The sequence below is a fragment of the Pseudomonas sp. GW823-FHT03E05 genome (assembly GCF_058796855.1).
This window is the reverse complement of the sequence record NZ_JBXAJB010000001.1, coordinates 410,123-432,638: the sequence shown is the minus strand read 5'-3', so window position 1 is coordinate 432,638 and position 22,516 is coordinate 410,123. Positions and strand designations below refer to the sequence as shown.

Below are 22,516 nucleotides of genomic sequence, written 5' to 3'. Positions count from 1 at the left end.
ACCATGGAGCGATGCCGTCGCTGTCACCGCGCCGGAGCCATTTCCAACACGGGGTAGAGTCATGACCACAGCCAATCTATTGAGCCACCTGTTTCCTGCCGCCGCCGACATCCCCGAAGCCTTTCGCCTGCCCGACCCGGTGGAGCAGCGCGACTACCTGGTGGACGGTGAGCTGCGCACCTGGAACGGCCCCCTGGCCCAGGTCCGCAGCCCGATCTACCTGAGCGGCGCCGAGGGCGATACCCAGGTGATTCTCGGCAGCACCCCGCTGCTGGACGCCGACACCGCCCTCACCGCCCTGGACGCCGCGGTGCGCGCCTACGATCGCGGCCAGGGCGCCTGGCCAACGATGCGCGTGGCCGAACGCATCCAGCACGTGGAAGCCTTCCTGGCGCGCATGCGCGAGCAGCGCACGGCGGTGGTCAAGCTGCTGATGTGGGAAATCGGCAAGAACCTCAAGGACTCGGAGAAAGAGTTCGACCGTACCTGCGACTACATCGTCGACACCATCGGCGCGCTGAAGGAACTGGACCGGCGCTCCAGCCGCTTCGAACTGGAGCAGGACACCCTCGGCCAGATCCGCCGCGTGCCCCTGGGCGTGGCCCTGTGCATGGGCCCCTACAACTACCCGCTGAACGAGACCTTCACCACCCTGATCCCGGCGCTGATCATGGGCAACACCGTAGTGTTCAAGCCAGCCAAGCTCGGTGTGCTGCTGATCCGCCCGCTGCTCGAAGCCTTCCGCGACAGCTTCCCGGCCGGTGTGATCAACGTCATCTACGGCAGCGGTCGCGAAACCGTCAGCGCGCTGATGGCCAGCGGCAAGATCGACATTTTCGCCTTCATCGGCACCAACAAGGCCGCCAGCGACCTGAAGAAACTTCACCCCAAGCCCCACCGCCTGCGCGCGGCCCTGGGCCTGGATGCGAAGAACCCGGGGATCGTGCTACCCGACGCCGACCTGGACAACGCGGTCAGCGAAGCCCTCACCGGCTCCCTGTCGTTCAACGGCCAGCGCTGCACCGCGCTGAAGATCCTGTTCGTCCACGAAGCCGTGGTGGAACGCTTCATCGAGCAGTTCAACGCCAAGCTGCAAGGCCTCAAGCCGGGCATGCCCTGGGAACCGGGGGTGGCCCTGACGCCGCTGCCGGAGAACACCAAGGTCGACTACCTGCACGCCCTGGTGGCCGACGCCCAGGCCCACGGCGCCAAGGTGGTGAACGCCCACGGCGGCGAGGCCCGGGCTTCGTTCTTCTACCCGGCGGTGCTGTACCCGGTGACCCCGCAGATGCGCGTCTACCACGAGGAGCAGTTCGGCCCGGTGGTGCCCATCGTGCCCTACCGCGACCTGGACACCGTGATCGACTATGTCCTGGAATCGGACTTCGGCCAGCAACTGAGCCTGTTCGGCAGCGACCCGGCCGAGATCGGCCGGCTGGTGGACGCCTTCGCCAACCAGGTCGGGCGGATCAATATCAACGCCCAGTGCCAGCGCGGCCCGGACACCTTCCCCTTCAACGGCCGCAAGAACTCCGCCGAGGGCACGCTGTCGGTACATGACGCACTGCGCACCTTCTCGATCCGCACCCTGGTGGCGACCAAGTTCCAGGAGCGCAACAAGCAATTGATCAGCGACATCATCCGTAATCGCGAGTCGAGCTTCCTGACCACCGACTACATTTTCTGAGGGAGCCCCGAGCGTTCGCCCTGGCGCGAACGCCCGGCCCCTGCCGCCAACCGGAGGAACCGATCTGGGCCCGTTCAAACACCTGCGGGGCATCACCCTGCCACCTTTGCTGCGCCGCCTGCTGCGTCCCGTGCTCGACCCGTACCGGCGCTACCGTCACGCCCGGCTGATCCACGCGGTGCGGGTCGCCCTCGGCCTGATCGCCACCATCCTCCTGACCACCGGCCTCAACCTGCCCCATGGCGAGTGGGCCTCGGTGACCATGCTGGTGGTGATCGGCGGCCTGCAGCACCACGGCAACATCGGCAAGAAAGCCGCGGAACGGGCCATCGGCACCCTGGTGGGCGCCGGGGTCGGGCTGGTGCTGGTGGTGCAGCAGGCCTACTTCGGCCACCCCTGGCTGACCTACCTGGGCATGTCGGTGGTGTGCGGCTACTTTTCCTATCACGCCATCGGCAAGGGCGGCTACACCGCGCTGCTGGCGGCGATCACCGTGTTCATCGTCGCCGGCCACGGTGACAACCAGGTCAGCGACGGCCTGTGGCGGGCGGTGGACATCCTCATCGGCATTGCCCTGGCCCTGGCGTTTTCCTTCGCCATTCCGCTGTATGCGGTGTACTCCTGGCGCTACAACCTGGCCAGCGCCCTGCGCGACTGCGCGCAGTTGTACGGGCGGATCATCAAGGGCCAGTCGGTGACCGACGACGAGCACCTCAAGCTCCTGGGCCGGGTCAACAGCGCCATGCTGCAACTGCGTTCGCTGATGCCTTCGGTGTCCAAGGAAGTACGGATTTCCATGACCGAGCTGGACGCCATCCAGCGCAACCTGCGCATGTGCATCAGCACCCTCGAGATCCTCGGCAACACCCGCCCCGATGCCAGCGACCCGCAGGCCATGGCGCAGATGCAACTGGCGCTCAAGGCCGAGCACCGGCAGATCCGCGTGCAACTGATCGGCATGGCCCGGGCCCTGCAATCGGGGGTCACCCAGCGCCTGGAGAAATCCGTGGAAGGCCACCCCGAAAACGCTCTGGAGGCCCCGGTGTATTCGGCCCTGGATGGTTACCGGCTGCTGACCCGGCAACTGGCCGCGACCCTCGGCGAGATGCACCAGCGCCTGGCCAAGAGCGCCCGGCACTGGAAGATCTAGAACAGCTCGCTGAAAGGAATGAAGGGCGCCCGATCCCCTGCCTGCAAGGTCCGGCCCTCGACGATTTCCACCAGGCCATCGGCCCAGGAAGCCCCCAGCAACACCCCGGAACTCTGGTTCGGATAGAGCACGGCGCGGCCGTTCTCCAGGCGCGCCCGCAGGTACTCGCGGCGCTTGCCGGCCTTGGGCCAAGCGAAGGCCACAGGCACCTCGACGCTCAGCGGCGCCACCTCCTGTACCCCCTGCAGCCGCAGCAGGTAGGCCCGGGCCAACAGGCCGAAGGTCACCAGTGCCGAGGCCGGGTTGCCCGGCAGGCCGATCACCGGCACCTGGCCGAAGTAACCCACGGTCAGGGGCTTGCCGGGCTTGATGGCGAGTTTCCAGAACAGCGGCCGGCCACTGTCCCTGAGCACCTGCCCGAGGCAGTCGGCATCCCCGGCGGAAACGCCGCCGGTGGTCAGGATCAGGTCCGCGCCATGCTGCAACTGCTCCAGCCTGAGGCGGGTGTGCTGCGGCCGGTCGGGCAGGATCCCGGCGTCGATCACCTCGCAGCCCAGGGCGTCCAGCCAGTGCCTGAGCAGGGTACGGTTGCTGTTGTAGATGCAGCCGGGGCGCATGGGCATGCCCGGCTCCAGCAATTCATCGCCGGTGGACAGCAGCGCCACGCGCGGGCGGCGCACCACCTGCAACTCGGTGCAGCCCTGGGCGGCGGCCACCGCCAGTTCGAAGGGGCCGAGGCGCTTGCCGGCCTGCAGCAACACCTCGCCGGCGCGGTTCTCCTGGCCCTGGGGGCGAATGTTCTGCCCCGTTTTCAGGGCCTGGGTAAAACGCACCCGGCCGTCTTCCAGCAGCTCGACGTTCTCTTGCATCTCGACGCAGTCGGCGCCTTCGGGCACCGGGGCGCCGGTGAAGATCCGCGCACAGCTGCCCGGTTGCAGGGGCGCACCGGGCTGCCCGGCGAACACGGTCTGCGCTACCGGCAACGGTGCACCGTCCCAGTGCTGCAGGTTCAGGGCGTAGCCGTCCATGGCACTGTTGGGCCAGGGCGGCAGGTCCAGGGTCGCCACCAGGTCGGTGGCCAGTACCCGTTGCCGGGCCTGATCCACGGCCAGGGTTTCGCTCTCCGGCAGGCGCTGGGCGTCGGCCATGGCCAGCAGGCTGGCCAGTGCCTCTTCCACCGGCATCAGTGGGTTCTGGCTCATCCCCGGCTCTCGCAGGCCTGCACCGGCTTGAGGTGCGGCACGAAGTTGCATGGCCGGTGTCGGGCATCCAGCTGCTCGGCGAGGATGCCTTCCCAGGCGGTGCGGCAGGCCCCGGTGGAGCCCGGCAGGCAGCACACCAGGGTGCCGTTGGCCAGCCCGGCCAGGGCCCGGCTCTGCACCGTGGAGGTGCCGATATCGAGAATCGAGATGGCGCGAAACAGCTCGCCGAAACCGTCGATGTGCTTGTCCAGCAGGCAGCCCACGGCTTCCGGGGTGCTGTCGCGGCCGGTAAAGCCGGTGCCACCGGTGATCAGCACCACCTGGATGCGCTCGTCGGCGATCCAGGCCGCCACCTGGGCGCGGATCTTGTACAGGTCATCCTTGAGCAGGTTGCGCTCGGCCAGGCTGTGGCCGGCCTCCAGCAGGCGGCTGACCAGCAGTTGCCCGGAGGTGTCAGTGGCATATTCCCGGGTATCGCTGACCGTCAGCACGGCAATGTTCAAGGGTACAAACAACGCATCCGACTTCACGCTCATGTCATTCTCCGACCGGCAGGCTAAAAATCATGAACCCAGGCTAAAGGCCCGCCGACGCGGCTGTCTAATCGTTCTGGCTGACCGGATTATCGATGCGCTCTATCATCCTGCCGGGCCCTGCCAGGGGGCCGATAAAGCCCGTCAATCGGCCATTCAACACTTCCGATTGGACGTACCCGAAGGACAATGCCATCGTTTGCGCCACCTACTTGATATGCGTCCCGCCATGACCCCGACCCAGCCCGCCCCCGCCTGTTCCCTGCCCTGCTCGATCCTGCTGCTGGCCGGTGGCCGCGGCTCGCGCATGGGCGGCCAGGACAAGGGCCTGGTGGCCTGGCGCGGCCAGCCGCTGATCGCCCATGTGCAGGCGGTGGTGCGGCCCTTGAGCGATGACCTGATCATTTCCTGCAACCGCAACGCCGAGCGCTACCGGGCCTATGCCGACCGCTTGGTGGAGGACGGGCAGAAGGATTTCCCCGGGCCCCTGGCCGGAGTCCTGGCCGGCCTCGCGACGGCCCGCCACCCCTGGCTGCTGGTGCTGGCCTGCGATGCGCCGCAGATCGACGCGGCGCTGATCCAGGCCCTGCTGGATGCCCGCGGCAACGACGCCAGGCCGGTGATGGTGCAGCAGGCCGGGCAATGGCAACCCATGTTCAGCCTGATCCCCACGGCGCTGCTGGGCGACCTGCGCCAGGCCTGGGACAACGGCGAGCGCAGCCTGCTGCGGGCCCTGGCCGCCCATGGGCTGAGGCCCCTGCCCTGCGCCGCGGACGATCCGCGGCTGAGCAACTTCAATACCCCTGAACTACTGTCTGAAGCAGGCCCCAAGCCCCTGGCCTGAACACCGCCGGAGGTGCCCAAGGGCGCGACCGGGCAAGGCCCCAGGCCTTTTCATGGGCGCAACACCTGCGTTATTACTGAACCCGACTTTTCCCACAACAGGTGCCACCGTGGACATCAAGCAACTCAAGTTTCTGATCGCCCTGGAGCAGACCCGGCACTTTGGCCAGGCCGCCGCGCGCTGCCATATCACCCAGCCGACCCTGTCCATGCGCCTGCGCAATCTTGAGGATGAACTGGACCTGATCCTGGTCACCCGTGGCCAGCGCTTCGAAGGCTTCACCGAAGCCGGCGAGCGGGTGCTGGCCTGGGCCAAGACCCTGCTGGCAGCCCATGACGGGCTGTTCGCCGAAGCCGCTGCCTGCCGCGGGCAACTGGTGGGCAAGCTGCGCCTGGGGCTGGTACCGCTGAGCGGCTTCAACCCCATCAGCTACGTGCAACAGCTATCGTCGAGCTTCCCGGAACTGCAGTTCAGCCTGTCGTCCATGAGCTCCGACCGGATCATCGAGGACATCGGCAACAACCAGCTGGACCTGGGGGTCTGCTACCTGGACCACGTCAACCCCAACTACCTGGACTTCTTCGAGATCGGCGAGACCCGGGTCGGCCTGCTCTACGACACCCGGCACTTTCATTTCGAAGGCACCGAGATGAGCTGGGAGGACGCCGCCGAACTGCCGCTGGGCATGCTCAGCACCGGCATGCACTATCGCAAGTCCATCGACCTGAGCTTTCGCAGCCGCGGGCTGAACCCGCAGCCGATCCTGGAAAGCGACTCCACCTACCAGCTGTTCCAGGCGATCCACGAAGGCTTCTGCTGCTCGATCATGCCCCTGGACAGCGGCCTGGATTCGCCCATCGAGAACCTGGCCTTTATCCAACTGCCGGATGCCAGCGTGCTGGCGCCACTGGGGCTGGTGATGCGCAAGACCGAGCCGCGCTCGGCGATTGCCGAAAAGTGCTTCGCCGAAGCCAAGAAGCTGTTTGCGATCAAAGAGTGAATCAATGCCCCAGGGCCGCCCATGGCCCTGGGCAAATCGAATGCAACGAGGTGTGGTCATGGTTTGCCGGATCGAACAAACGGAGCAACAACCCGAGGCCAATGCGCCGGCGCCGGCGCCGCAGCGGGTGGCCTATCGCGAGTACAGCGCCGACGGCCCGATGGCCGAGGCGCCGCTGGCCGCCGAGATCGCCCTGGCGATCACCTACAACGGCCTGAGCCAGGCGGTGATGATGGTGTCTCCGGGCAACCTGGAAGACTTCATTCGCGGCTTCAGCATCACCAACGACATCGTCAATGACCTCGGCGAAATCTACGACATCCGCCTCAGCCACTTCCCCCAGGCCTGCCAGGCCGACGTGGAAATTTCCAGCCGGGCGTTCTGGGCGCTCAAGGACCATCGCCGGCAAATGGCCGGCACCAGCGGCTGTGGCCTGTGCGGAGTGGAGGCCCTGGAACAGGCGCTGCCGCAACTGCAGATCCTCGAACCCGCGGCCCTGCCACCTGCCGAACACCTGCAGGGCCTGCGCGAGCGCATCGAACAGGCCCAGCACATGGCCCGCAGCAGCGGTGCCCTGCATGCGGCGCTGTACTTCGACGAACAGGGCGAGGTGCGCCTGTGCCAGGAAGACATCGGCCGCCACAACGCCCTGGACAAGCTGATTGGCGCGCTGCTGCAGGCCGGGATCGATGGCCGCCAGGGCTTTACCGTGGTCACCAGCCGTTGCAGCCTGGAACTGATCCACAAGGCCGTGCGCGCCCGCCTCGGCACCCTGGTCAGCCTCTCGGCGCCGACCGCACTCACCGTGCAATGGGCCAACAAGCATCGCCTGAACCTGATCCACGTCCCCCACCGCAACGCCCCACGGATCTACAGCCCGGTGTAAATGCACCACGCCGGATGACATGCATCCGGCGTGGTTAGCCCCTTCCCTCAAGCCTCTGTCAGCGGCATAAGCTCAACGTTCTACACCCCAACGTTCGGCCGCCTGCCGGTCGCTCTCGCGGCCGTCGATCCAGCGTTCGCCGGCCGGGGTGACTTCGCGCTTCCAGAACGGGGCGCGGGTCTTGAGGTAATCCATGATGAAGGCGCAAGCCTCGAAGGCCGCTTGGCGATGGGCGCTGGCCACCCCGACAAAGACGATGGGCTCACCCACCTGCAGCAACCCCACCCGGTGCACCAGGCTCACCCGGTTCAGCGGCCAGCGCGCCTGGGCCTGCTCCACGATGCGCTGCAGCGAGCGCTCGGTCATGCCCGGGTAGTGTTCAAGAAACAGGCTGTGCACCGCCTCCCCCAGGTTGAGATCGCGCACATAACCGACAAAGGTCACCACGCCGCCGACGCTGGCGTCGCCGGCCTGCAAGCCGGCATTCAACTGATCGAGGCTCAACGCCTGGGTCTGCACCTGGATGCTCATGCTCAGCCCCCGGTCACTTGCGGAAAGAAGGCGATTTCATCGAAGTCCTCGATGGCCGCATCGAGCTTGCACAGTTCCTGATTCAGCGCGCACATCAGGCTGTTCTCCCCCAGCACCTGCGCCCAGGTTTCACCCCGGGCCATCAGCCGCTGGCGCAGGTCCTCGACGGTGCGCAGGCTGGCATCCAGGGGCAGTTTCTCGCCACCGCAGCCCAGTTGCTCACGGTAGCGGGCAAAGTAGTTGACCAGAATCATCGGGCCTCTCCTGCGATAAAGGTGCCGGACTTGCCGCCCTGCTTCTTCAGCAGGTGCAGCCCTTCGATGACCATGGCGCGGTCCACCGCCTTGCACATGTCATAGATCGTCAGCGCCGCCACGCTGGCGGCGGTCATGGCTTCCAGCTCGACCCCGGTGGCGCCGTTGAGCCGGCAGCAACTGGTGATCTGCACCCGGTCCGGCGGCAGTGCCTGCAGTTCGATGTGGATCCCGGTGAGCAGCAACGGGTGGCACAGGGGGATCAGTTCGTGGGTCTTCTTTGCCGCCATGATCCCGGCGATGCGCGCCACGGCGAACACATCGCCCTTGGGATGGCCCTGGTCCTGGATCAGTTGCAGGGTGGCCGGGAGCATGCGCACCCAGGCCCGAGCCTGGGCCTCGCGCTCGGTAGCGGCCTTGCAGGTGACATCCACCATGCTGGCCCGGCCCTGGTCGTCCAGGTGAGTGAGTTCATTCATGTGCAACCTCGGATAACAACAGTGGATCAGCTCAGGACATAGTCCACCGGCTCCAGCGCCGGCGGCAGTTCGGTGGCCCCCAGGGCTTCGAGAATCTCGCGCTCGATGTTGCGCACGATGGCGCTCAGCGGCAGGTCGTTCTCGTCGTGGCCGAAGGGGTCTTCCAGCTCGTCGCCAATGGCGTCCAGGCCGAAGAAGGTGTAGCTGACGATGGCGGTGAAGATCGGCGTCAGCCAGCCCAGGGGCTCGGCCATGGCAAAGGGCAGGAGAATGCAGAACATGTAGCTGGTGCGGTGCAGCAGCAACGTGTAGGGAAACGGCAGCGGCGTGGCCTTGATCCGCTCGCAGGTGGATTGCGCGCCGGTGATGGCCGCCAGTTGATTGGCCAGCAGCAGGTAGCGCCATTCGCTGAGCCGCCCCGCCTGGGCCTGGTCCGAACACTGGCGCGCGATCTGGCGCAGCAGGCTGTCCGGCAGGTTGCTGGTGCTTGCCGGCGGCAACTGGCTGAGCCAGGTTTCGGCAGCGCTCAGTTCATCTTCGCGGCGCAGCCGGGCCTTGAGGGCATGGGCGAAACCGCACAGGTCACCCAGGATCGCGCTGCGCGCCCGGGCATCTTCAAGCACCTGGGTTTCGCGGATCATCGAGCGCACCTCGGTCACCACCGTGCCCAGGGCCTTGCGCGCTTCGTACCAGCGGTCGTAGCAGGCGTTGTTGCGAAAGCTCATGAAGATCGACAGCGACAGGCCGAGCAAGGTGAACGGGGTGGCATTGACCTTGGAGAAATACGCCGGGTGCAAGGTCTCGATCAGCACGATGGCCGAGGCCAGCAGGGTCACCAGCAGGCTGCGCAGGGCGATGCGCTTGGCAATCGACCCCTTGAGGGAAATCAGCACGCTGATCAGGTTGGGTTTGGATCTGACGATCATCGGGGTAGAACCTTTGCACAATGAAAAGCCGTGATGAGCAGCGGTTCAGCCGCCGGTCATGTTCATGAAGCGCACCACCTGCACCTCGTCGTTGAGTTCGAAGTGATGGCTGTAGGGCTTGAGTTTCATCGCCTCGACTATGGCCCGCTGCAGGCGCCCGGTATCGCCGGGGTGAGCGCGCAGCACGGCCTTGAGGTCCACCGAGTGCTCGTTGCCCAGGCACAGCAGCAAGCGGCCTTCGACGGTCAGGCGCACGCGGTTGCAGGTGCCGCAGAAGTTGTGGCTGTGGGGCGAGATGAACCCCAGGCGAATGTGCGGCGCCTCGGCCAGGCGCCAGTAGCGCGACGGGCCCTGGGTCGACTCGGCGGACTCGATCAGGGTGTAGCGCTCGGCGATCCGCTCACGAACCCGGGCACTGGAAAAGAACGCATCGCTGCGGCTGTGTTCGCTGATGGTGCCCAGGGGCATTTCCTCGATAAAGGAGATGTCCAGGCCGCGGTCGATGGCAAAGGCCACCAGCTCGTTGATCTGCTGGTCGTTACGCCCCTTCATCACCACGCAGTTGAGCTTGGTGCGCTCAAAGCCGGCGGCAATCGCCGCGTCGATGCCGGCAACCACCTGGCCCAGCTCGCCGGTGCGGGTCAGCTGCCGAAACAGGGTCGGGTCCAGGCTGTCGAGGCTGATATTCAGGCGCTTGACCCCGGCGTCGAACAACGGCGCGGCCAGCTTGCCCAGTTGCGAGCCGTTGGTGGTCATGCACAGCTCTCGCAGCCCGGGCAGCCGGGCAATGTCCCGGCACAGCTGGACCACCCCGGGGCGGATCAGCGGCTCGCCGCCAGTGAGGCGGATCTTGCGGGTGCCCAGGGCCACGAAACGTTCGGCCAGCTGGTACAGCTCCTCCAGGGTAAGAATGCGTTGGCGCGGCAGGAACTGCATGTCCTCGGCCATGCAATACACACAGCGGAAATCGCAGCGGTCGGTCACCGACATGCGCAGATAGTCGACCCGCCGAGCGAAGCCATCGAGCAATACCTGATCTGACATCCGAGCCTCTTTCGACGATGGGAATCCATCGCGATTAGTTGAAGTTCTTCCACACAAGCACATGCAGGAGGTGTTATTGGCGGCAAGATTAAAAGCCATTAAAAGCCCCGTCCAATCGCTATTAACAACTGGCTGATCAATACAATCTATCGCTCCTGAAATCGCTTCCAACAAAGACCGAAACAAACAATCAACCAGTTGATATATATAGATTTTTAACATTGATAGAGGCTTTCGATCAGCCGGTCATTAATTGCGATTAGACAGCGGCCACGGGTGACGAATAGGCTTTATTCGTGGCCCATATAACGAGCCCTGAAAGTTACTCCACGCCAATAAGCAATACCGAACTCAAACAAGTTCACAACAACCGCATTTAGCCTGTGCAGTCAAACAATCACTGACATCGATTCAATGTCGGCCGGTTGCCTGCGTGCGCTGTATTGGAGAAATATCATGAGCGAAGTTGATCGATACAAACCCTACAAGGGCGCCGCTGCCGGTTGGGGGGCGCTGATCGCAGTGACCAAGAACTGGCTGGGCAGCGAGAACGCCTTCAAGAACATCCGCGCCATGCTCAAGACCAACCAGAACGGCGGCTTCGACTGCCCCGGCTGCGCCTGGGGCGAGTCGCCGGAAAACGGCATGGTCAAGTTCTGCGAGAACGGCGCCAAGGCGGTCAACTGGGAAGCCACCGGGCGCCTGGTGAACCCGGCCTTCTTCAACAAATACACGGTCTCGGCCCTGGCCGCGCAGAGCGACTACTGGCTCGAGTACCAGGGCCGCCTGACCCACCCCATGCGCTATGACGCCACCCAGGACCGCTATGTGGAAACCACCTGGGACGAAGCCTTCGACCTGATTGCCAGCCACCTCAAGGGCCTGGACTCGCCCAACCAGGCGGAGTTCTACACCTCCGGCCGGGCCAGCAACGAGGCGGCCTACCTGTACCAACTGTTCGTACGCGCCTATGGCACCAACAACTTCCCCGACTGCTCCAACATGTGCCACGAGGCCAGTGCCGTGGGTATGTTCGAAAGCGTCGGCGTGGGCAAGGGCACGGTGGTGTTCCATGACCTGGAACAGGCCGACGCGATCTTCGTCATCGGCCAGAACCCCGGCACCAACCACCCGCGGATGCTCGAGCCACTGCGCGAGGCGGTGAAACGCGGTGCCCAGGTGATCTGCTTCAACCCGCTCAAGGAACGTGGCCTGGAACGCTTCCAGCACCCCCAGCACACGCTGGAGATGCTCACCAACGGCTCCGAGCCCACCTCCTCGGCCTACTTCCGCCCGGCCCTGGGCGGCGACATGGCGGCCTTTCGCGGCATCGCCAAGTTCCTCCTGCGCTGGGAACGCGAAGCCCTGGCCAACAATGGCGAAGCGGTGTTCGACCGGGCCTTCATCGCCGAACACACCTCGGGCCTGGACAGCTACCTGGCCGAAGTCGATGCCACGTCCTGGAACCACATCGTCGAGCAGTCCGGCCTGAGCCTGGCCGACATCGAGCTGGCCGCGCGCATGTACCGCAAGGCCAAGCGCGCGATCATGTGCTGGGCCATGGGCCTGACCCAGCACACCCACTCGGTGCCGACCATCCAGGAAGTGATCAACGTGCTGTTGCTGCGGGGCAATATCGGCCGTCCCGGCGCCGGCCTGTCGCCGGTGCGCGGCCACAGCAACGTGCAGGGCGACCGCACCATGGGCATCAACGAACTGGCGCCCACCGAGCTGCTGGATGCCCTTGAGGCGCGCTTCGGCTTCAAGCCGCCCCGGGAGCACGGGCACAACACGGTGATGGCGATCTCGGCCATGGAACAGGGCCGGGCCAAGGTGTTCATCGGCCTGGGGGGCAACTTTGCCCAGGCCACCCCGGACACCCCGCGCACCCACGCTGCCCTGCGCAACTGCGAGCTCACCGTGCACATCGCCACCAAGCTCAACCGCAGCCACCTGGTGACCGGGCGCGAGGCGCTGATCCTGCCGTGCCTGGGCCGCACCGATATCGACATCCAGGCCAACGGCCCGCAAGGCATCACCGTGGAAGACACCTTCAGCATGGTGCATATCTCCCACGGCCAGCTCAAACCCAAGTCGCCGCACCTGCGCTCGGAACCGGCGATCATCGCCGGCATCGCCAACGCCACCCTGGGCCAGCACCCCATCGACTGGCTGTGGGCGATCGAAGACTACGGGCGCATCCGCGACCTGATCGCCGACACCATCCCCGGTTTTTCCGACTTCAACCTCAAGCTGCTCAACCCCGGCGGCTTCCACCTGGGCAACGACGCCAGCCAACGGCGCTGGAACACCGCCACCGGCAAGGCGCGGTTCATCCCCAGCGAGCTGCCGGAACACCTGGTCAGCGCCGGGGTGCGCAAGCTCAAGGTCAAGCCCGACCTGATCCTGCAGACCATGCGCTCCCACGACCAGTACAACACCACCCTGTATGGCCTGGACGACCGCTATCGCGGGGTCTACGGCATGCGCGAGGTGCTGTTCGCCAACGAGGACGACATCCGCCGGCTGGGCTACGAGCCGGGGCAGAAGGTCGACATCGTGTCGCTGTGGGATGACGGCCGGGAACGCCGGGTCAGCGGTTTCACCCTGATCGCCTACGACATTCCCGCCGGCCAGTCGGCCGCCTACTACCCGGAGACCAACCCCCTGGTGCCCCTGGAAAGCTACGGCGACCGCACCTACACGCCGACCTCCAAGTTCATCGCCATCCGCCTGGAGCCGGCGGCGGCCAGCAACCTGATCCAGTCCGTCGGCGTTTGACCCGGCCGGAGCGGCCAAGGCGCCGCTCCAGCCTGCCCCGCGCAGCCTTTTGCCGTACGCCGCGAACCCGGGTTCACGGCGGCCGGAAGGCGCCTGCGCGGGCCCCCAGCCATTACGAGGGTTTCGTCATGTTTCATCTACAGGCACTCGACCTAGCGCGCATCCAGTTCGCGTTCACGGTCTCGTTCCACATCATCTTTCCCGCCATCACCATCGGCCTGGCCAGTTTCCTGGCGGTGCTCGAAGGCTTGTGGCTCAAGACCCACAACAGCACCTACAAGGACCTGTACCACTTCTGGTCGAAGATTTTCGCCGTCAACTTCGGCATGGGCGTGGTTTCCGGGCTGGTCATGGCCTACGAGTTCGGCACCAACTGGAGCCGCTTCTCGGACTTCGCCGGGAGTATCACCGGCCCTCTGCTGACCTATGAAGTGCTGACCGCGTTCTTCCTCGAAGCGGGCTTTCTCGGGGTCATGCTGTTCGGCTGGAACCGGGTGGGTCGCGGGCTGCACTTTTTCGCCACGGTGATGGTGGCCATCGGCACCCTGATCTCGACCTTCTGGATCCTCGCCTCCAACAGCTGGATGCAGACGCCCCAGGGCTTCTCCATCGTCGATGGGCGGATCATGCCCATGGACTGGCTGGCGATCGTCTTCAACCCGTCCTTCCCCTTCCGCCTGATGCACATGGCGATTGCCGCATTCGTCGCCACGGCGTTCTTCGTCGGATCGAGCGCCGCCTGGCACCTGCTGCGGGGCAACGACACGCCGCCGGTGCGCAAGATGCTGTCGATGGCGCTGTGGATGGCGCTGATCGTGGCGCCGATCCAGGCGGTGGTCGGTGACGCCCATGGCCTGAACACCCTGGAGCACCAGCCAGCGAAGATCGCCGCCATCGAAGGTCACTGGGAAAACCACGGCAGCGAACCCTCGCCCCTGGTGCTGTTCGGCATTCCCAACATGGACGGCGAGAAAACCGACTACGCCGTGGAAGTGCCCTACCTGGGCAGCCTGATCCTGACCCACAGCCTGGACAAGCAGATCCCGGCGCTCAAGAGCTTCCCCAAGGAGGACCGGCCCAACTCGGCCATCGTGTTCTTCAGCTTCCGCATCATGGCCGGCCTGGGCATGTTGATGATCCTAACCGGGTTGCTGGGCCTGCTGCTGCGACGCAACGGCGGGCTGTACCGCAACCGCCTGTTCCTGCGCCTGGTACTGTGGATGGGCCCCAGCGGCCTGATCGCCCTGCTGGCGGGCTGGATCACCACCGAAGTCGGGCGCCAGCCCTGGGTGGTGTACGGCCTGCTGCGCACCAGCGACGCCGCCTCCAACCACAGCGTGGCGCAACTGAGCATCTCCCTGGCGCTGTTCGTGGTGATCTACTTCTCGGTGTTCGCCGTGGGCATCGGCTACATGATGAAGCTGGTGCGCAAGGGCCCGCAGCCCCACCACGAGCATCCGCCCAGTACTGCGCCCGGCCAGGAGCCGACTCCGCGCCGGCCGCTGTCGGCCATCCCCGAGACCTTCGCCACCGGCGACCACCACCTCTGAAACAAGGGCAACCAACATGACGATTCAAGGCATAGACCTGTCATTGATCTGGGGCGTGATCATCGCCTTCGGGGTGATGATGTACGTGATCATGGACGGCTTCGACCTGGGGCTGGGGATCCTCTTTCCGCTGATCCCCGATGCCCGGGAGCGGGACGTGATGATGAACACCGTGGCCCCGGTGTGGGACGGTAACGAGACCTGGCTGATCCTCGGTGGCGCGGCGCTGTACGGCGCCTTTCCCCTGGCCTATTCGGTGATTCTGGAGGCCCTGTACCTGCCGCTGATCTTCATGCTCGCAGGGCTGATCTTCCGCGGCGTGGCCTTCGAGTTCCGCTTCAAGGCCAGCCCCGAGAAACGGCACATCTGGGATTGGGCGTTCATCGGCGGCTCGCTGCTGGCGACCCTGTGCCAGGGCATCGTGATCGGCACCTATATCAGCGGCATCCCGGTGGTCGATCGGCAGTTCGCCGGCGGTACCCTGGACTGGCTGGCGCCCTTCCCGCTGTTCTGCGGCCTGGGGCTGATCGTGGCCTATGCGCTGCTGGGCAGCACCTGGCTGCTGGTCAAGACCGAAGGCATGCTGGAAGCGCGCATGCGCCACTACACCCGGCCCCTGGCGTTCGCGCTGACCGCGGTGGTGGCGGTGCTCTGCGTGTGGACCGCGCTGCTGCACCCGGAGATCGCCAACCGCTGGTTCAGCCATGCCCATATCGTGATCTTCGGTGCGCTGCTGGTGCTGGGGCTGGCGGCACTGTGCGGGCTCCTGGGCACTTTGCGCCAGCACCATTCCCACTGGCCGTTCGTGTTCACCCTGGTGCTGGTGTTCCTCGGCTACATCGGCCTGGCGTTCAGCATCTGGCCGAACATAGTGCCGCCGTCCATCAGCCTGTGGGAGGCGGCTTCACCGCTGTCCAGCCAGCTGTTCATCCTGATCGGCACCCTGTTCATCCTGCCGGTCATCCTGATGTACACCTGCTGGAGCTACTACGTGTTCCGCGGCAAAGTGAGGATTGGCGATGGCTACCATTGATCGAGCTACACCCCTGCCCTGGCACAAGGCTGTGGCGCAACTGAGCCTGCTGTTCATCGGCGCACTGCTGATGCTCGCCTGCAGCGGCGCACTGATGCTGGAGCTGGCGCATGGATAGGCTATCGACGCGGCCGGCATCCACCTGGCGGCGGTTGCTGTGGATGGGGGGTATCTGGCTGGCCAGTGTGGTGGGCCTGGGGCTGGTGGCCGGCGTGTTGCGGCTGCTGATGCAAGCCGCCGGCATGCACAGCCACTGAGCAGGGGCGATAAAGCCTGCAACCCCGGCCCGCAATAGCGGGCCGGTTTTTTTTGCGCCTACAGGCCGGTGGGCGCGCGCTCGGCCAGGTCTTCCAGCAGGTCGGCGGAGGGCACGAAGAACAGCCCGCCGGTGACCGCGGTGCTGAAGTCCAGCAGGCGATCGTAGTTGCCTGCAGGGCGGCCGACGAACATGTTCTCCAGCATCTGCTCCACCGGCCGTGGCGAGCGGGCGTAGCCGATGAAATAGGTGCCGAACTCCCCGGCGCCCGGGCGGCCGAACGGCATGTTGTCGCGCAGGATCTTCACCTCCTCGCCGTTCTCTTCCAGGGTGGTCAGGGAGCTGTGTGAGCAGCTGGGTTTCACTGCATCGTCGAGTTCGATATCCGACAGTTTGGTGCGGCCGATGATGCGCTCCTGGGCCTCCACCGTCAGTTCGTTCCAGGCGGTCATGTTGTGCAGGTACTTCTGCACCAGCACGTAGCTGCCATTGCAGAACTGCGGGTCCTCGTCCCCCACCAGGGTGAAATCCACCGCCTCGCGGCCTTCCGGGTTCTCGGTGCCGTCGACGAAGCCGACCATGCTGCGCATGTCGAAATAGCGGAAGCCCTGGACCTCGTCCACCACCTTGATCGAATCCCCCAGGGGCTTGAGCAACTGCGTGGCCAACTCGAAGCACAGGTCCATCTGTTCGGCACGGATGTGCAGCAGCAGGTCGCCGGGAGTCGATGGCGCGCGGCGCCCCTCCACGCCCACCTCGATGAACGGGTGCAGCGACGCCGGGCGCGGGCCGCCGAACAGGCGGTCCCAGGCGCTGGAGCCAAAACCGCAGACACAGGACAGATTGCCCCCCGGGACGCGCTTGCCCACCGAACGGGTCAAGGCGGCGATATCGGCGCACCAGTCGCGCACGGTTTGCGCGGCAGCGGCGCCGGGCGCCAGGGTGGCGACGATGAAGATCGCGCTACGGGTGATGGGATTGCAGATGGCTTGGGGCTCGGGCTTGCGCTCGGCCAGGGAGGACGGCTGGGTCATTATGGGTTCCACAGGCTGCGGTCGGAAAAATCACCGACAGGAAAATAGCAGATTGTGACCTTGGCCAGGGAGATTGCTCCCCCTGGAAGGTGCCGCCCTCCCATTCACCGAATCCCCGGGCCATCAAGCATCTCTGGCCTCCCGAAGCGCACGACCCTGTAGCCGCTGCCGAGCCTGCGAGGCTGCGCAAAGGACCGCAGGGCCTTGCTTGGCGATCTACCGCCGGGCATCAGCGTTTTCCGGATCGCCGCGGCCGCTACGCGACCGTGCGCAGCCTGCGGCAGCGGCTGCACGAGTCGCGAGGCGCTGTGGCGCTGTGGCTCCGTTCAAGCGGGGCTTGAGCGCAACACTCGCACCGGCACCGATTTGTAGGACGGCGTGCCGCTGTCCACGTCCAGGTAGTCCAGGGGCACCAGGCGGTTGGCTTCGGGGTAGTAGGCGCCCACCGTGCCATTGGCGATCTTGTATTCGATGGCGGTGATCTTCTCGTAGCGCAGCCGGCGCCCGCCGATCACCGTTTCGATGTCCACCAGGTCGCCATGGGCCAGGCCCCGGGCGGCCAGGTCCGCCGGGCTGATGAACAGTACGTCGCGGCGGCCGAACACCCCGCGATAGCGGTCGTCCAGGGCGTAGATGGTGGTGTTGTACTGGTCGTGGCTGCGCAGGGTGATCAGCCGCAGCACATCGGCGCCGTCCACTTCCTTGTCCTCATGCAGCCCGGGAAAGACGAAGAATTCGGCCTTGCCCGAGGGCGTCAGCCACTGCCGCTCGGCTGCCGCCAGGGGCATGCGGAAACCACCCGGCACGCGAATGCGGGCGTTGTAGTCGTCAAAGCCGGGCACGGTCTGTTCGATCAGGTCGCGGATCTTGTCGTAGTCGGCCACCAGCTCCAGCCAGGGCACGCGGCTGCCCGGCAGGGTGGCCCGGGCCATGCCGGCGACGATCGCCGGTTCCGACAGCAAAAACTCGGAGGCCGGCGCCAGCTTGCCGGCCGAGGCATGCACCATGGACATCGAGTCTTCGACGGTGATCGCCTGACGCAGGCCGTCCTGCATATCCAGCTCGGTACGGCCCAGGCAGGGAAAGAGGAAGGTTTCCCGGGCCACCAGCAGGTGGCTGCGGTTGAGCTTGGTGGCGATGTGCACGCTCAGGTCCAGCTTGCCCATGGCCGGGAAGCACTGGCCCGGGTCCGGCAGGGCCACGGCAAAGTTGCCCCCCAGACACAGCAGGGCCTTGGCGCTGCCGGCGATCATCGCCTGCATGGCTTGCACCGCATCGTGACCGTGATGCGCCGGCGGGGTGAAGCCGAAGGTCTGCTGCAGCTTGTCGAGAAAGGCCGGGGAAGGCTTCTCGGTAATGCCCACGGTGCGGTTGCCCTGCACGTTGGAGTGGCCGCGCAACGGGCAGATCCCCGCCCCCGGCTTGCCCAGGTTGCCCCGCAGCATCAGCAGGTCGCAGATCAGCCGGACATTGGCCGTGCCTTCGTTGTGCTGGGTGATGCCCATGCCGTAGGTGACGATGGTGGCGTTGGACTTGGCATAGGCCGCGGCGACCATTTCCAGGTCCGCCTGGTGCAGGCCGCTGGCCTGCTCGATGTCTGCCCAGGCGGTGGCATGCAGGTCCGCCGCCAGGGCCTCGAAGCCCTGGGTGTGCTCGGCGATGAATGCCTGGTCCAGGACTTGCCCCAGGCTGTCCTCCAGGGCCAGCAGCGCCTTCATGATGCCCTTGATAGCCGCCGCGTCGCCGCCGGCCTTGACCTGGAAGTACGACGAGGCGATGCGGGTGGAGCCGTAGGTGGCCATCTCCACCATGTTCTGCGGGTCGGCGAACCGCTCCAGGGCGCGCTCGCGCAAAGGGTTGAAGACCATGATCGGCACCTTGCGCCGCGAAGCTTCATGCAGGGTGCCCATCATCCGCGGGTGGTTGGTGCCGGGGTTGTGGCCAATGGAGATGATCAGCTCGCAGAGGTCGAAGTCCTCCAGCGACACCGTGCCCTTGCCGATGCCAATGGACCGCGGCAGGCCGACGCTGGTGGGCTCGTGGCACATGTTCGAGCAGTCGGGAAAGTTGTTGCAGCCGTATTCCCGGGCGAACAGCTGGTACAGGTAGGCCGCTTCGTTGGACGCGCGCCCGGAGGTGTAGAACTCCACCTGCTCGGGTTGCAGGCTGCGCAGGATCTCGCCGATGCGGGCAAAGGCGTCCTGCCATGCCACAGGCTTGAAGGTGTCGCTGGCGCGATCGTAGACCAGGGGCTCGGTCAGGCGCCCGAGGTCTTCGAGTTCGTAGTCCGAACGCTGCAGCAATGAGGTCACCGGATGCTGGGCGAAGAACGCCGGGGTTACCCGCTTGTTGGTAGCCTCCCAGGTCACCGCCTTGGCGCCGTTTTCACAGAACTGGAAGGTCGACTTGTGCTCCTTGTCCGGCCAGGCGCAGCCCGGGCAGTCGAAGCCGTCGGGCTGGTTGGTGCGCATCAGGGTCAGCGGCGCCTTGAGGGTGTCCATCTGCTCGCGCACCGCGGTCGCAGTGGCCTTGAGCGCGCCCCAGCCACCGGCGGGACCATCGTAGTTGCGGATTCCGGGAACCTTGCGTCGAGTACTCATGAGCGCTCCAGGGCCGGCCCGGCGCTGCACGACGCGAACCGGTGGTTGCGGGTGACCGAGGCGCGCCAGGGCAGGATGCCCAGGGGCCTGGATCAGGGGGCAAGCGCGCTGGAAAAGCCTCAGCGCAGGGTAAAATCTAGCCCTGCGGGTTGGCCTGTCAAGGCCAGGCGCCGACCGGTACAGGGCCCATGCCAGGGCCCCGGCCAGGCCCGGGGGAGCCTATTGCAGGCCCCCGCCAGAACCTGTAGCGCCTACTGCAAAACGCTGCGCCGGCGCTTGAGGGTCCAGCCCTGCTGCATGCCGGCCGCGGCCAGCAGGATCGCCCCCACGCCCACCCATTGCAGCAGCCCCAGGCGGTGCCCGAAGGCCACCCAGTCGACCAGGATCGCCGCAATCGGGTAGATGAACGACAAGGCGCCGGTCAGGGCCGTCGGCAGTTTCTGGATCGCCCCGTACAGCAGCACGTACATCACCCCGGTATGGAGAATGCCCAGGGTCAGCAGGCTGGCCCAGGCGCTGGCCTGCTGGGGTGGCGCGCCGAGGTTGGCCCAGGGCGCCAGCAACAGCACCCCGGTGCAGACCTGGATCAGGGCGATCAGGTGCGGCGGCGTGCCGCTCAGGCGCTTGATCAGCAGCGCGGCAAAGGCGTACAGCGCCGCCGCGCCCAGGGCCAGGGCAATGCCCAACAGGTAGTCGCCACCCTCCTCGCCCTGGCTGCCGTGGGCACTGACGATGGCCAGCATTCCGGCGAACGACAGGCCCAGCCAGAACAGCTTCTGCGGGGTGATCTTTTCTCCCAGGAACAACGCCCCGAGGGCCACCAGAATGAACGGCTGAACGTTGTACACCGCGGTGCCGATGGCGATCGAAGCCCGGGAGTAGGAACCGAACAGCAGCACCCAGTTGCCGACAATGGCCACGCCACTGAGCACCGCGAGGATCAAGGCGCGCTTGCTCAGAATGTTCTTACGCAAAAAGCCGAAAGCTCCACAAATCAGCAGCAAGGTCCCGGCGCCGAACAGGCACCGCCAGAACACCACATCCAGCACCGGTTGCCCGGACACCAGGACGAACCAGCCAATGGTTCCGGAAATCAGCATGGCAGCGGTCATTTCCAATGATCCGCGTCGGGTTTGTGCATCCATCATCAGGCTCCTTTGCAAGTGGGCAAATTATGCCCAGCCAGCAGAGCCCATCGCCAGATCAAAACCTGGGCTAGAATCGATTCAGACCTTTTTTATCAAGGCCAAAGAGCCCATTCACCTAACGAGATCGCCATGCTGGATGCCATCGACCAAACCCTGATCAGCGCCCTGATGCAAGACTCGCGACGCTCCCTCAAAGCCCTGGCGCAGATCAGCGGGCTGTCCGCCCCCAGCGTCTCGGAGCGCTTGCGCCGGCTGGAAGAACGCGGCGTGATCAGCGCCTATACCCTGGAGATCGACCCCAGGTTTCTCGGTTACCAGTTGCAGGCCATCGTCCGCATCCGCCCCTTGCCGGGCAAGTTGCAGGAGGTCGAACGGCAGATCCTGGCGATTGCCGAGTTCACCGAATGCGACAAGGTCACCGGCGACGACTGCTTCATTGCCCGTCTCCAGGTGCGCTCCATGGAACAACTGGACAGCCTGCTGGACCACCTCAATCACTACGCCGAAACCAACACCGCGATTGTCAAGAAATCGCCGATCAAACGGCGCCTGCCGCCTCTGGAATGAGCCCCATCCCGAAAGCGCCTTCAGGATTGAAAAACGCCAGAAACAAAGCAGAAAAGCACCGCTGAGAGCCCAATCCAGAGGCGTTTCACACTACAAATCAGCTACGCATCCTACATATTTACAGGACATTTCTTAGCAAACATAAGACGATTCTTAAAAGCGCCTCAGCAGCTTTTTGACGCCAATTTCAGTGATACCCTGCGAAACCTCTGACGAACCCACTAGCAAAATGCCTACTCCAACCAAAGGAAGCCGGCGCTTTGCTGGGTGCTCATGCCTGTCGAAAAGCCGAGTAGCGAAAAACGATGTCGATCCGCGTCCAGATAGCCGATGACCATCCCCTGACCCTGATTGGGATACACACCCTGCTGGAGAACCGCGCCAACCTGGACGTGGTCGCCCAGGCCCACAGTGTTGAAGCCCTGCTGGAGAACCTGCAGCGTCACCCCTGCGACCTGCTGTTGACGGATCTGATGATGCCCGGCGGCGAGCAGGTGGACGGTATCCGCCTGATCCGCCGCTTGCGCACGCTGTACCCGCAGCTGGCGATCGTGGTGGTCACCATGCTCGACAACCCGGCGCTGATCAGCAGCGTGCTCAAGCTGGGCATCCAGGGCCTGGTGAGCAAGCGCGGCCTGCTCAACGACCTGCCCAAGGCCGTGGCGGCCAGCCCGCGTGCGCCTTTCGTCTCCGCGTCGATCCAGCACCTGCTGGATTCCAGCGCCGCGTTGCACGGCAAGCCGTTGCTACAACCGGAGCAACTCTCGGCCCGGGAAGTCGAAGTACTACGCCTGTACGGCACCGGCATGAGCATCGGTGCCATTGCCCTGCATCTGTCCCGGAGCAAGCAGACCATCAGCACGCAAAAAAGCAGCGCCATGCGCAAGCTCGGCCTGGACACCTCTGCCAGCCTGTTCCTGTACATCCAGGAGCACGGCCTTTCCTGAGCTGCAAGCGCGGCACATCCCGGAGTCCCCCCTCTATGTATCTCTTTTCGCTTTCCTTCGTGCG

At 65.3% G+C, this 22,516-nt stretch carries 22 protein-coding genes; 12 read left to right on the top strand and 10 right to left on the bottom strand.

The genetic code is table 11. The features are described from left to right. Positions 1–61 precede the first annotated feature (61 nt). Together AC1RCO_RS02110 and AC1RCO_RS02105 are read left to right on the top strand one after the other, a co-directional pair. Positions 62–1,687, top strand: coding sequence for an NADP-dependent glyceraldehyde-3-phosphate dehydrogenase (locus AC1RCO_RS02110; protein WP_232643393.1), 1,626 nt, complete (start codon positions 62–64; stop codon positions 1,685–1,687). 106 nt (positions 1,688–1,793) lie between these two features. After that, positions 1,794–2,837, top strand: a complete 1,044-nt coding sequence (locus AC1RCO_RS02105) for an FUSC family protein (protein WP_011061994.1) — start codon at positions 1,794–1,796, stop codon at positions 2,835–2,837. Here the strand turns inward: AC1RCO_RS02105 and AC1RCO_RS02100 are convergent. Together AC1RCO_RS02100 and moaB are read right to left on the bottom strand one after the other, a co-directional pair. Further along, positions 2,834–4,039 (bottom strand): molybdopterin molybdotransferase MoeA, encoded by a 1,206-nt coding sequence (locus AC1RCO_RS02100; RefSeq protein ID WP_401017768.1) that lies wholly within the window; start codon positions 4,037–4,039, stop codon positions 2,834–2,836. The genes AC1RCO_RS02105 and AC1RCO_RS02100 overlap by 4 nt on opposite strands. Beyond that, complete coding sequence (gene moaB / locus AC1RCO_RS02095; RefSeq protein WP_011061996.1) at positions 4,036–4,575, bottom strand: molybdenum cofactor biosynthesis protein B; 540 nt, start codon at positions 4,573–4,575, stop codon at positions 4,036–4,038. The genes AC1RCO_RS02100 and moaB overlap by 4 nt, the downstream gene beginning before the upstream one ends. A gap of 226 nt (positions 4,576–4,801) precedes the next feature. Here moaB and mobA point away from each other — a divergent pair, with 226 nt between their 5' ends. The 3 genes from mobA (at position 4,802) to fdhD (ending at position 7,302) form a co-directional block, all read left to right on the top strand. After that, entirely contained in the window at positions 4,802–5,416 is a 615-nt protein-coding gene (gene mobA, locus AC1RCO_RS02090; protein WP_176707089.1) for a molybdenum cofactor guanylyltransferase MobA, read from the top strand. Between the two features lie 109 nt (positions 5,417–5,525). After that, on the top strand, positions 5,526–6,416 hold the full coding sequence (locus AC1RCO_RS02085; RefSeq protein ID WP_011061998.1) for a LysR family transcriptional regulator: 891 nt from the start codon (positions 5,526–5,528) through the stop codon (positions 6,414–6,416). A gap of 58 nt (positions 6,417–6,474) precedes the next feature. After that, positions 6,475–7,302 carry a formate dehydrogenase accessory sulfurtransferase FdhD gene (fdhD, locus tag AC1RCO_RS02080; protein ID WP_011061999.1) on the top strand — a complete coding sequence of 276 codons (828 nt, stop codon included), beginning with the start codon at positions 6,475–6,477 and terminating at the stop codon, positions 7,300–7,302. Between the two features lie 72 nt (positions 7,303–7,374). Here the strand turns inward: fdhD and moaE are convergent, their stop codons facing one another. The 5 genes from moaE to moaA are packed head-to-tail and all read right to left on the bottom strand — an operon-like array spanning position 7,375 to position 10,536. Continuing rightward, positions 7,375–7,833, bottom strand: a complete 459-nt coding sequence (gene moaE, locus AC1RCO_RS02075) for a molybdopterin synthase catalytic subunit MoaE (protein WP_015636138.1) — start codon at positions 7,831–7,833, stop codon at positions 7,375–7,377. A gap of 2 nt (positions 7,834–7,835) precedes the next feature. Beyond that, on the bottom strand, positions 7,836–8,087 hold the full coding sequence (moaD, locus tag AC1RCO_RS02070; RefSeq protein ID WP_011062001.1) for a molybdopterin converting factor subunit 1: 252 nt from the start codon (positions 8,085–8,087) through the stop codon (positions 7,836–7,838). After that, positions 8,084–8,566 carry a cyclic pyranopterin monophosphate synthase MoaC gene (moaC, locus tag AC1RCO_RS02065; protein ID WP_036996513.1) on the bottom strand — a complete coding sequence of 161 codons (483 nt, stop codon included), beginning with the start codon at positions 8,564–8,566 and terminating at the stop codon, positions 8,084–8,086. Before moaC ends, moaD begins: the two co-directional genes overlap by 4 nt. A 26-nt stretch (positions 8,567–8,592) precedes the next feature. Further along, a complete protein-coding gene (locus AC1RCO_RS02060) occupies positions 8,593–9,492 on the bottom strand; it encodes a bestrophin family protein (RefSeq protein WP_492617316.1) in 900 nt (299 codons plus the stop codon). Positions 9,493–9,537: 45 nt separating this feature from the next. Beyond that, a complete protein-coding gene (moaA, locus tag AC1RCO_RS02055) occupies positions 9,538–10,536 on the bottom strand; it encodes a GTP 3',8-cyclase MoaA (RefSeq protein WP_041752364.1) in 999 nt (332 codons plus the stop codon). A 456-nt stretch (positions 10,537–10,992) separates the two neighbouring features. Between moaA and AC1RCO_RS02050 the strand changes: the two genes are divergently transcribed. The 5 genes from AC1RCO_RS02050 to AC1RCO_RS02030 all read left to right on the top strand — a co-directional run bounded on the left by AC1RCO_RS02050 (position 10,993) and on the right by AC1RCO_RS02030 (position 16,157). Then, the gene (locus AC1RCO_RS02050) at positions 10,993–13,317 is read left to right on the top strand and encodes an FdhF/YdeP family oxidoreductase (protein ID WP_492617315.1); all 2,325 of its coding nucleotides are present in this window, start codon (positions 10,993–10,995) and stop codon (positions 13,315–13,317) included. A 128-nt stretch (positions 13,318–13,445) separates the two neighbouring features. Further along, positions 13,446–14,867, top strand: coding sequence for a cytochrome ubiquinol oxidase subunit I (locus tag AC1RCO_RS02045; RefSeq protein WP_065363305.1), 1,422 nt, complete (start codon positions 13,446–13,448; stop codon positions 14,865–14,867). A 16-nt stretch (positions 14,868–14,883) separates the two neighbouring features. Continuing rightward, complete coding sequence (gene cydB / locus AC1RCO_RS02040; RefSeq protein ID WP_015636145.1) at positions 14,884–15,900, top strand: cytochrome d ubiquinol oxidase subunit II; 1,017 nt, start codon at positions 14,884–14,886, stop codon at positions 15,898–15,900. After that, on the top strand, positions 15,887–16,018 hold the full coding sequence (locus AC1RCO_RS02035; protein WP_015636146.1) for a hypothetical protein: 132 nt from the start codon (positions 15,887–15,889) through the stop codon (positions 16,016–16,018). Before cydB ends, AC1RCO_RS02035 begins: the two co-directional genes overlap by 14 nt. Continuing rightward, positions 16,011–16,157: a DUF2474 domain-containing protein gene (locus tag AC1RCO_RS02030; protein WP_492617314.1), complete on the top strand. Its 147-nt coding sequence runs from the start codon at positions 16,011–16,013 to the stop codon at positions 16,155–16,157. The genes AC1RCO_RS02035 and AC1RCO_RS02030 overlap by 8 nt, the downstream gene beginning before the upstream one ends. Positions 16,158–16,215: 58 nt before the next feature. On the opposite strand, the gene AC1RCO_RS02025 is transcribed toward AC1RCO_RS02030, so the two are convergent. The 3 genes from AC1RCO_RS02025 to AC1RCO_RS02015 form a co-directional block, all read right to left on the bottom strand. After that, a complete protein-coding gene (locus AC1RCO_RS02025; RefSeq protein ID WP_015636148.1) occupies positions 16,216–17,190 on the bottom strand; it encodes a Dyp-type peroxidase in 975 nt (324 codons plus the stop codon). A gap of 326 nt (positions 17,191–17,516) precedes the next feature. Beyond that, positions 17,517–19,790 (bottom strand): FdhF/YdeP family oxidoreductase, encoded by a 2,274-nt coding sequence (locus tag AC1RCO_RS02020; RefSeq protein WP_011062010.1) that lies wholly within the window; start codon positions 19,788–19,790, stop codon positions 17,517–17,519. A 251-nt stretch (positions 19,791–20,041) separates the two neighbouring features. Further along, positions 20,042–20,935 (bottom strand): DMT family transporter, encoded by an 894-nt coding sequence (locus tag AC1RCO_RS02015; RefSeq protein WP_011062011.1) that lies wholly within the window; start codon positions 20,933–20,935, stop codon positions 20,042–20,044. 132 nt (positions 20,936–21,067) lie between these two features. On the opposite strand from AC1RCO_RS02015, the gene AC1RCO_RS02010 reads away from it, so the two are divergent. After that, the gene (locus tag AC1RCO_RS02010) at positions 21,068–21,505 is read left to right on the top strand and encodes an Lrp/AsnC family transcriptional regulator (RefSeq protein WP_011062012.1); all 438 of its coding nucleotides are present in this window, start codon (positions 21,068–21,070) and stop codon (positions 21,503–21,505) included. Between the two features lie 305 nt (positions 21,506–21,810). Further along, complete coding sequence (locus tag AC1RCO_RS02005) at positions 21,811–22,452, top strand: response regulator (RefSeq protein WP_077934451.1); 642 nt, start codon at positions 21,811–21,813, stop codon at positions 22,450–22,452. Positions 22,453–22,516 lie beyond the last annotated feature (64 nt).